This window comes from Sphingosinicella sp. CPCC 101087, assembly GCF_004151485.1.
Lineage (GTDB): Bacteria > Pseudomonadota > Alphaproteobacteria > Sphingomonadales > Sphingomonadaceae > Allosphingosinicella.
Window position 1 is genome coordinate 1 of sequence record NZ_SBFF01000026.1, and the last position, 8,592, is coordinate 8,592.

3 protein-coding genes and 1 riboswitch are annotated in these 8,592 nt (G+C 67.9%); all 3 genes read right to left on the bottom strand.

Going from position 1 to position 8,592, the window contains the following annotated elements:
* A partial coding sequence (locus EKM57_RS21600) for a hypothetical protein (protein ID WP_129794611.1) occupies window positions 1-6,823 on the bottom strand: 6,823 nt, incomplete at its 3' end.
* A gap of 157 nt (window positions 6,824-6,980) precedes the next feature.
* The gene (locus tag EKM57_RS21605) at window positions 6,981-7,550 is read right to left on the bottom strand and encodes a hypothetical protein (protein ID WP_129794612.1); all 570 of its coding nucleotides are present in this window, start codon (window positions 7,548-7,550) and stop codon (window positions 6,981-6,983) included.
* 12 nt (window positions 7,551-7,562) lie between these two features.
* Window positions 7,563-7,640, bottom strand: a riboswitch (cyclic di-GMP riboswitch).
* A 602-nt stretch (window positions 7,641-8,242) separates the two neighbouring features.
* The coding region (locus EKM57_RS21610; RefSeq protein WP_206185542.1) for a YadA-like family protein at window positions 8,243-8,592 on the bottom strand (350 nt) is incomplete at its 5' end.

The window sequence follows — 8,592 nt, forward strand, 5'->3', positions numbered from 1 at the left end:
GGGAGCCGTTGATCGCATCGGTCGACGTGGCGGCGATCCGGCCGGCCGCGACGTTCTGGATCTGCCGCTCGGCGCCCACCGCGCCGACGCTGACCGTCGAAGTCGGGGCATCGCCCGCGAAGGTGTAGGCATTGCCGGCGATGGTCGCACCGGTGGTCGCCACCGCGACGTCGGTGACCGACCCGTTGCCGAGAGCGACGTCACCGGCATTGTTGGCCACGGCGTTCGGGCCGATCGCCACCGAATCCGTCCCGAGCGCCTGGCTGTCCGCCAGCGCCGAGTTGGCGTGGAAATACTTGATGCCCGCGCCATTGTTGATGTCGGTGATGTCGCCCTCGACGATGGTTACCCGGTCATCGAGGTTGGCGATGTCGGTCGTGTTCTCCTCGACCTTCTGGTTGGTCGCGTAGAGCTGCGAGCCGTTGATCGCATCGGTCGACAGTTCGCTGATGCGGCCGGCTGCGACGTTCTGCAGCTGGCGCTCGGCGCTGGGGGCACCGATCGAGACGACGCTCGTCGGCGCCCCGCCCGCGAAATTATAGGTCGTGCCGCCGAGGGTGATGCTGCCGGTCGGCGCGGCCGCCCCGGTCACCGAGCCCGAGCCCAATGCCACGTCGCCGACGTTGGAGGCCTCGGCGTTGGCGCCGATGGCGACCGCATCGTCGGCGGCGGCGCTGGCGAAGGCCCCGACGGCGGCCGAGTTCGCCCCCGCCGCCTCGGCACGGTAGCCCAGCGCGGCCGCGGCCAGCCCCGAGGCACTCGACAGGTAGCCGGCCGAGGTCGACGACTGTCCGAGCGCAGCCGATGCCGGCCCGACGGCAAGGGAATTGGTGCCTTCCGCACGGCTGGACGCGCCCAACGCCGTGGCCCCCTGCACCGTCGCCCTGGCATTGTAGCCGGTCGCCGTGCTCATCGTGCCCGTGGCCGTTGCCGCGACGCCCGCGGCGAGCGAATTCTGGCCCGTCGCGCCGTCATTGTTGTAATTGGCGCCGACGGTGCCGCCGTCGTTGACGCTGTAATAGTGCGTCTCGGCGCCGGCGATCGCCGCCTGCAGCGCCTGATTGCTGGCATGGAGCTGCGATCCGTTGATGGCGTCGGTCGAGGTGGCGTCGATCCGTCCGGCCGCGACGTTCTGGATCTGCCGCTCGGCGCCCGCGGCGCCGACCGAGACGACGCTGGTGGGCGCGTCACCGGCGAAATCGTAGACCGTGCCGCCGAGCGTGATGTTCGGAGTCGGGGTCGGTGCCGAAGTCACGGAGCCGGAGCCCAGCGCGACGTCCCCGGCGCTGGTTCCTGCGACAGCGTTGGTTCCAAGCGCCAGCGCATCGGTCTGGCTGGCAGTGGCGCGGAAGCCGACCGCAGCGGACTGAACCCCCGTGGCTAGGGAGCCACCGCCGAGCGCCGTGGCGATGGATCCCGACGCCTGGGCTTCGGTCCCGAGTGCCACCGAGTCGCGCCCCGATGCCTGCGTGCCGCCATTGAAGCTGTTACCGATGGCGATGGCGCCGGCGTCTGTCGCCTGCCCCCCGCCGATAGCGATGGCCATGCCGTCCGGCAAACCGTTCCCGGTTGCCAATGCGCCCGAGCCGAGCGCGACGTCGGCGGCATTGGTCGCCGTCGCGGCGTCGCCGAGCGCCAGCGCGCCCGCGCCGCCCGCGCGGCTGGTATTGCCGAGCGCGACCGAGCCCTGACCGACCGCCACATTGCTGTTGCCGATGGCGACCGCGCCCGCCGCCTGGTTGGCCGCGGTCGCGGTTGCCGTGCCGTCAGCATTGGCAATGTTGTTCGCGCCGCCGACGAAGGCGCCGGTGCCGCTGGCATAGCTCGGATCGCCTATGGCGACCGCGCCGTCGCCATAAGCGGTGTTGTTCGAGCCGATCGAGACCGCCTTGCCGCCCGTTGCTGTAGCGGCGGTACCGATGGCGACGGCTTCCGCAGAGTTGGCGACGGCACCCGTGCCTATCGCAACGGTGTCCACGGCAATCGCTCGACTGGTGAACCCAACGGCGATCGAGTTCGATTCGGTAGCGCCGCTTGCACCGCCGATCGCCACCGAATTCTGCGCGCCAGCCGCCGCAAGGCGACCGAACGCGCTCGAGTTGACGCCGGTGGCTTCGGCTTCCCAGCCATAGGCCGCCGCGCCGGAGGCGGTCGCGGTGGTGTCCGTACCCGCGGCAAGTGAGTTCACGCCCGACGTCGCGGCTCGCAAGCCGAGGGCAATGGAGCTTCCCGCGGTGGCAGAGGCCGCCACGCCGATCGCGATGGAACTGACCGCCGTCGCACCGTCATTGTTGTAGTTGGGGAACGCCGTGCCGCCGTCGTTGACGCTGAAATAGTGGGTCTCTGCCCCGGAGATCGCCGCCTGCAGCGCCTGATTGCTGGCGTGGAGCTGCGAGCCGTTGATCGCGTCGGTCGAGGTGGCGCTGATCCGGCCGGCCGCGACATTCTGGATCTGCCGCTCCGAACCCACGGCGCCGACCGAGACGACGCTAGTCGGCGCATCGCCGGCGAAGGTGTAGGCCGTGCCTCCGAGCGTGATGCTCGGCGTCGGCGTCGGCGCCGTTGTCACCGACCCCGAGCCGAGCGCGACATCGCCCGCATTGTTGGCCACGGCGGTGTCGCCGAAGGCGAGCGCACCGGCGGCCAGCGCACTGCTGTCGTTGCCGAGCGCGACCGATCCCTGGCCGACCGCCACGTTGCTGTTGCCGATCGCGACCGCGCCGGCCGCCTGGTTCGCCGCAGTGGCCGTGGCCGTGCCGTCCGCATTGGCGATGTTGTCCGCGCCGCCGGTGAAGGCGCCGGTGCCGCTGGCATAGCTCGGATCGCCGATCGCGACCGCGCCGTCGCCATAAGCGGTGTTGTTTGAGCCGATCGAGACCGCCTTGCCGCCGGTCGCAACCGCATTGGTACCGAGCGCTACAGCCTCTGCGGCATCGGCGAGCGCCCCGGTTCCCATCGCGATCGCGTCAGGCGCATTCACCACCTTGGCATCCCAGCCGATGGCGATGGCCGACGTGGAAATGGCGTCCACGGCAAGCCCCGTGTTGGCGCCGATGGCGATGCTGTTGTCTGCTGCCGCGGTGACCTGGTTGCCAATAGCGGTCGAGTTGATGCCCGCCGCCTGGCTCAGATAGCCGAGCGCCGTGGCTTCCAGCCCGCTGGCGACCGATCGCACGCCAACGGCGACGCTTTGATTACCGGACGCATTGGCCTGCGCGGCGGCGGCGAAGGCGTTCAGCCCCGATGCCGTGCTGTCGATGCCGATGGCAGTCGCGTTCTGGGCGGTCGCTTCCGCCAGCGGACCCACGGCGACGGCGGCGATGCCGGACGAAATGCTGTTCGTTCCGATCGAGATGCCGTTCTGCGCATTGGCGTTTGCGTTGAAGCCGATCGAGGTCGTCCTGTCGGCGGCAACGCCGATACCCGCATTGGTGCCGAGCGCGATGTTGTCGTTACCCGTTACCAAGTTGCCCGCAGAAGCGCTGAGGGTACCGTCATAGGAGACGCTCCCGTCCCCGGTCCCCATGGCGATGTTGCGCGTGCCCGTGACGCCGGATCCGGCGCCCCGCATGGCGCTGGGTATGCCGCCGCCAATGGCGCTGTTCTGGGCACCGCTAACGAGCGTACCGGCCGCAACGCCCATCGCGACCGATCCCGCATTGGCGATGGTCGAACCCGCGCCGGCGCCTTGGCCGACAGCAACCGTGCTGTCACCAGCGGCCAGCGCCTGCCCGCCAACCGCAACCGCAGTGTTTCCGGTCGATCGAGCAAGGTTGCCGACAGCAACGGCGGCCACCCCGCCGGCGTCGGCGAGGACACCGAGGGCAGTGGCGCTGTCCGCGGTCGCGGTTGCCGACCGGCCCAGGGCGGTCGAGAGATTCCCAGTGGCAACGGTCCGCGCACCAATGGCCGTACCGCCGAGATCGGCCGAGCTTTCGGCGCCCATCGCCATTGCTTCAAATCCATGAGACTGCGCGGCCCTGCCGATCGAGATCGTGCTGTTCCCGTCCGTCGTGCTGTTCAGACCCAAGGCAACGGAAGCGAAGTTGGTCGCATTGGCTCCGGTGCCTAATGCGACCGTGCTATTGCCGTCGGTGCTGCTGCCGGTTCCGATTGCGACCGTCTGAAAGCCAAGGGCGGACGCATCCGCACCCAGGGCCGCCGTCTGCTGGCCGTTTGCCTCAGCCCGTGCGCCCAGCGCAACCGCGCCGTCGTTGATTGCGATGGCGTTGCCGCCGGCCGCGAGTGCGTTGAGTCCGCTCGCCTGGGCCAGGTGCCCTACGGCAACCGCTTCCGCCAGAGTTGCCTGGCTTTGGCGCCCAATCGCAATGGTGTCGATCTGCGATGCTGTGACGTCGGTGCCGATGGCGATGGCGCTCTGGGCGGTAGCTCCTGATGACGGAGTGGTGCGTCCGCCAAGATAGATGGCGTTCAACGCCGTCGCCCGCCCTCCGATGCCCGCAGCGAGGGCGTTGAGGCCGGTCGCGCCATCGTTGTTATAGTTTGCGCCAGCGCTGCCGCCGTCGTTGACGCTCCAATAATGCGGCGTCGACCCCGCGATGCTGGTCGCGAGCGTGTCGAGTGCCTGGTTCGTCGCGAAGAGCTGCGATCCGTTGACCGCGTCGGTCGAGCTGCTGCTGATCCGGCCCGCGGCGACATTCTGAAGCTGGCGCTCGGAGCCGACGGCCCCAATCGAGACCACGCTGGTCGGCGCGGCGCCGGCGAAGTTGTAGGTATTGCCGCGAATGATGGTGCTTGCGGTCGGCGCTGCTGCCGAGGTTACCGAAGCCACCCCTAGCGCAACATCGCGGGCATTGCTTGCAGTCGCGCCAGCGCCGAGCGCAACGGCGCTCGCGCCGGTAGCCGACGTCGCCGTGCCGATGGCGATCGCATCTTGCCCGGATGCAACGACACCCGGTCCGAAAGCATTGCCGATGGCGATGGAGCCCATATTGGTAGCTTGGGCGCCGGAGCCGATGGCCACCGCCATGTTCTCGGCCGCACCGCCACCCGTCGCCTGCGCACCCGAACCGATCGCAACGTCGTAGGCAGTATTGGCGACCGCCGTATCGCCGAACGCAAGCGAGCCCGCACCAAGAGCGCTACTGGTGCTGCCCAACGCGACGCTGCCCTGGCCCACCACTATATTCTGATAACCAATGCCGACCGCACCCTGAGCGGGCGTGCCTGCCACGCCGACCGCCTGACCACCGCCACCGACCATATTCGTGTTGCCGATGGCGATCGCGCCATTGCCGGTGGCGGTATTGTCCATGCCTTGGGCCACGGCACCGTCGCCCGTGGCGGTGCTTGGATCACCGATCGCCACCGCGCCATTGCCGTCGGCGACATTGCCATAGCCGATGGCGACCGCGCGGCCACCCGTCGCCGTGGCATCGTTGCCGATCGCAACCGAGTCCGCCGAATTGGCCGTCGAGGATGTGCCGAAGGCAATGGAATTTTCGCCGGAGGCAACGGCTCCAAGACCGAGCGCCGAAGCGCCGTTTCCGGACGCCGCGCTGGAGATGCCCATGACCATGCTGCCCTGGCCCGAAGCATTCGTATTGTTGCCGATCGCGATGGCTTCGAAGAACGTATAAGCGGGGTTGCCGCCGAGGGGCGTTCCGGACGTGCCGATCGCCCTGGAATTGCCGCCGATCGCGATCGGAGAGCCGCCGTCCCCGTTCGCTATGGCCTGAGCTCCCTGTCCCAGGGCGACGCTCGAGCCCCCAGCGGACCCACCGCTGGCCGTGGATCCGGCGCCGATCGCGACCGTCTCACCTGACGATGCCGTTGCGTCCGTGCCAAGCGCCAAGGCATTCTGGAACGAAGCCGCAGCGTTAGTGCCAAGCGCGAAGGCGGACGCGCCCGATGCGTTCGCCAGGACACCCATCGACACGGCCCTGGCCCCGGTCGCTTGGCTTTGGCGTCCTATCGCAGTGGCGTCGACCGCGTTTGCCGTCACGTCCGTCCCGATGGCAATGGCGCCCTGTTGGAGGGCACCCGTCGTCGGACCGGTGCGCGCACCGAGATAGACGGAGTTCAACGCGGTTGCCCTCGCCTGGGCACCGACAGCGACAGCATTCTGGGCGCCTGCGCTAGCGAGGGAGCCGGTCGCAACGGCGCCTTGCCCGGTCGCGTTTGCCTGGTCACCGAGCGCGAGAGACGAAACGCCCGATGCGGTGGTCAGATAGCCGACGGCCGTGGCGCGCTGTGCCGTTGCATTGGCGATCCGACCGAAGGCGGCCGATTGAAGACCGGACGCACGGGAATTGATGCCGATGGCTACCGCCTCGTCGCCGGCGGCCTGTGTCAACGAGCCGATGGCTATAGCGGACAATCCGGTCGCTCTGGTCGCTGAGCCGATAGCGATAGGATTGTACCCTCCCGCGGCCGTGTTGATCGCCTGGGCGTCGGCTCCTATCGCGATGGCGCTGCCCGTGCCGCCGGCAGGGGTCCTCGCCTGGCTGGCGGCGCCGATCGCGACCGAGTCCGCGCCCGTCGCGGTTCCGCCTCCTTCAGCGTAGTTTTGAGCACTCGCAGCCTGCGGGACGGCGGCGACGCCGATTGCGACGGCCGCCAAGCCGGCGAGCATCCCGGAGGGGGCGGTCGATCCGAGCAGCGCCGAGCGCGACGTTCCGCCGAAGCCCAATGAGCCTACGCCCAGATCCTTGCGGTCGACGCCGAGTTCGCGATGAGCGCGGCGCAGCACCGCCATCAGGCGGCGGCGCTCCGACCAGCTCGCACCTTGCGCGCCGACGACCCAGTTACCTGCGAAACCAATGCGACGATCCTTCCGCGAAGCAGACTCAACTCCGAACATGACCCAATCCCCTTTTTGCTCGCCGCAGCGTCGGCATCGAACAGACACAGGCCCTCGCCGCCCGCCGGCGTGCGAGTGCACTCCACACAAAAATTCCAATTTGACCGAGTGGAGGGAGCCGCCTCGCGAGCCTCAGCCAACGCCGCCCCCTAAGGCTTCACCGGATGTCCCTGCCTTCGGCGACTGTCACGACCACGCAGCTTTCGCCGCTGGCCACGAGCAGGCCCTGGCCCTGCTCGGCGCCGAGATCGTAGAGCGGAACGCCTGAGAGCGTTCCAGCTTCCCTACTGCCGGCCGGCAGCAATGCCACGACGTCCGGGCATGGCCGCTGGAACGGCGCCACGCGCACGAGTTGCCCTTCGCAGCCCTCGCCGACGGGCGCAGCGATGACGATGCCGGCCGCCTGCCCCTGATGGTCCGGCATGCCGTAGGTCATGCCGACCAGGCCCTGGACTCCGCGCTCATCGGGGGATTCGCGGTCCGCCTGCACCTGGACGCTGTGGGCGGCGCCGTAAGCCACGATGTTGCCAAGCGCCGAGAAGAGGTTGGCGCAGCGGCGCACGCCGACGCGTTCGACCTGGTCCCGAAAAGCGTCGGCGACCGGGGCCGGCGCGTCTGCAGGCGGGGCCGACTGGGCCCCCGCCTGCGCGCTGCCGGCGACAATCGCCAGGCCGAGCGCAGCCGCCACCATAAGCGAGAAGCGCTTTCCACTCTTGATAGTCCCCACCGTTTTTCCCCGTTTGGCAGCCCCGCTATCTTGGATCCAAGACCGGAAGCTTTGCGCCCTGCCGTCACCGACAGTTTGCCGTTTCAACCCAGGTCGTTTCTTCGGCATTGCACAAGATCGTCATATCAACCTTGCTGGTCGACCGAGACGAACTTACGACGGCTTGATCGACCTGCCACGCAAAGAACCTTCCAGAACAGATCGAGCGACAACTCGATTCTGTTATAATCAACCTAGATCAATCTGTTCGTTGTGCAATATCGGACGAATACGGTAGGTTTGTTTACCCATGTTCTATTTCCGGTTCACGAGTTTATGCTTTAGAATAAGGTTGTTTTATCCACGGCAATTTGCCGCCGTCGGAATACCGAGACGGGAAAATGCTATCTGTTGGTATAAGGCCCAAGGACTATTCGATAGGAGAAATCCTCAATAGACGTGTTAACTTCACAAGATTTTTGCGTGATTCTTACATTGGCTGGATGCCCTCCGCGGCAGGCTGCCGATCCAGAGTCGGCCCTGATCGGTCCGCGAGGTGACAGGCTCGAGCACGCTCCCGCAGGCCGGGTTCAGCGCCTTCGACGGCCGTGGCGACATCAAGCCTGTAGTCACGTGGACCCCCGAGCGACGCGAAGCTTTCTCCGAGCGAGGTGCCGCGGCGGCGGTCGCCGCCGCGGCACTGCCGGTCGGCCTCAGAATTCGACGCCGACACCTGCGCCGAGCGTGACCTCACGGGAGTCGTAGCCCATCGTCGCCTTCAAGGTCGCGCGATCGTCGTCGGTGCGGGTCGAAAGGCCGACCGCGACCGCGAACTCGCCGTCACGATAGCCCGTTCCGAGCCCGAGCGCCGTTCTGCCCGGATTGACGGCCTGCGGGATGTTCGAGATCGCGACGGCCGAGGCGATTCCCGCATTGGCGTCACGCCGAAGCTGCCCCAGGTCATAGTCGAACGCCGCGATACGGGTGTCGGTATATTCCTTGGCGGAGGCCAGGGTGCTGGCGAGCCCATCGTTGAGCTGCTGGACATTGACCCCGTCGGTCG